Consider the following 1,899-nt stretch of genomic DNA (forward strand, 5'->3'; position numbering starts at 1 on the left):
GGCCAAAATATTCCGCGATACCCAGCGCGTGACGAAACGTCGTTTCATCCAGTTTCAGCAGGCGGGCTCCCGCACAAACGACCCCGATTCCGGAAAACGCGCCTGAGGCATGATATTCCGGGGCAGTGGCCATTAAGGCCTGGCCCGCACGCAAGGCCGTCTCGTAACCAATGCACAGTGCGCTGAGGAACTCCTCGCCGCTGATGTCTTTGCCTTGACTGCGATACGCGTCTACCAATGCAACAATGGCCGGGACAACAGTTGCACCCGCGTGCCCCTTGGATGTGAAGTGACCTTCATGTGCATCCAGGCTATCTACGCTGAAGCCGCCTGCATAAGCGGCCCCCAATGGATGTACGGCTCTGCCGTCGAACCAAAGGCGGCTGGACAGCTTATTGGCTGAGTAGTGGGTGTCAGCGTAAGTTTTGAGCATAACGCTGGTTTGATTGTCGCGGGCTCCGGCGGCCACACCAATGATGTCGAGCAGGCAAGTTTTAACCAGCTCGCGTGTATGCAGGGGCGCGTCCTTGTAACTGAAATTCTGGACGAATGAATACAACTGCATTTCATGATTCCTGAATGATGAACGCCGAAACGGATAAAAAAGTTGCCCGGCGAGGGGCAACCTTTACGCAGCTTTAGATGACGAGACTACTTCTTTGCGGTGGCGGTATTTGCAGCGGCGCGGGCGTCTGCTATCCAGCTATCGTACTTTGCGCGATGAGCGGCGATCCATTCCGAGGCATGGCGCGTAATGTCAGCTGCACTTTTCTCACCATTGTGCATTTTGAGATTCTGCGCGCTTTCGTCGTCGGTGGTGATCTGCATTTCAGACAAAAACTTTTCCGCCGCCGGATTCTTCTCGGCGAACTCTTTGTTAACAACGGCTTTGACGACGTCTACCGGGAAACCCAGGTTTTTGCCATTGAATGTAGTATTGGTATCGTTCTTGCCACTCGGAAGATCGGTACGCGGCACGGTCAGCCACACAACATCTTTGCCTTCGACCAGTACACCGGAAATCCACTGAGGTACCCAGGTGTAATAGAGAATCGGCTTGCCTTGTTTATAACGAGCAATGGTGTCGGCCATCAGGGCAAAATAGGAGCCCTGGTTATTTGAAACGGTCTTGTTCAGGTCATAGGCTTTCATATGGTGTGCAATGATCAGTTCACAGCCCCAACCGGGGTTGCAACCCGTCAGGTCCGCTTTACCGTCACCATCGCCATCGAACAGCTTGGCAATCTCCGGTTTCTGCAAATCTGCGATAGACGTAATGTGGTGCTCATCAGCCGTTTTTTTATCAATCATGTAGCCCTGCAAAACACCCGGCATAATGTCGCCGGACTTCACCATCGTGTCATCGCCACCGGCTTTTTTGTAAAAAGCCTCATGCAGCGTCTCCCACATATGTACCGTGAAGTCAGCATCGCCACCAGAGATCGCCACAAACATGGTGGAATACTCGGTCTCCTTGGGAGTCTGAACTTTGTACCCCAGCTCTTTAAGGCCCGCCATTGCAATCTCTCCGCGAAATCGCTCTTCGGCGATAGACGGGAAGATGGGGGTGATTGATATCCCTTGGCCGGGTTGTTGCGCTGTCGCAGCGGATGCGAAAACAGGTGATACCGTTAATGCTAGAAGCGCCATAGAACGAATAAGTTTTTGTTTCATTGTGCATTGTGTGAAATTCATTATCGTCTACCTTGCGTGGTTTAAGGAGCCAGCTTTTTATTAGGTTCAGGGGCGCGCTGCTACGCGGGTTAACTTTTCTTTGGCCTGATATCTATTTCTTCTTTAACGACACTTTGTCTTTTCAGGCGATACAACACCCCTACAGGGCCTGTCTGGTACCAATGTTCGCCTCTGGTTGCTCTATTGCTGCGCTCGCCCATTGCC

Annotated in this window: 2 protein-coding genes; both read right to left on the minus strand. The window is 52.3% G+C overall.

Going from position 1 to position 1,899, the window contains the following annotated elements; genetic code table 11:
* Positions 1-565 (minus strand): MmgE/PrpD family protein (locus tag AC1DVH_RS30280; RefSeq protein WP_477756891.1); only part of this gene is annotated, 565 nt, incomplete at its 3' end.
* A gap of 86 nt (positions 566-651) precedes the next feature.
* Positions 652-1,650 carry a glycine betaine/L-proline ABC transporter substrate-binding protein ProX gene (proX, locus tag AC1DVH_RS30285; RefSeq protein WP_477756892.1) on the minus strand — a complete coding sequence of 333 codons (999 nt, stop codon included), beginning with the start codon at positions 1,648-1,650 and terminating at the stop codon, positions 652-654.
* Between the last annotated feature and the right edge of the window lie 249 nt (positions 1,651-1,899).

This window comes from Pseudomonas sp. P4_C3 (genome assembly GCF_056402075.1).

What these genes read in the sequence shown, in the direction of transcription:
- proX (WP_477756892.1), bottom strand. Translation starts at nt 1,650, where the DNA reads ATGGCGCTTCTAGCATTAACGGTATCACCTGTTTTCGCATCCGCTGCG.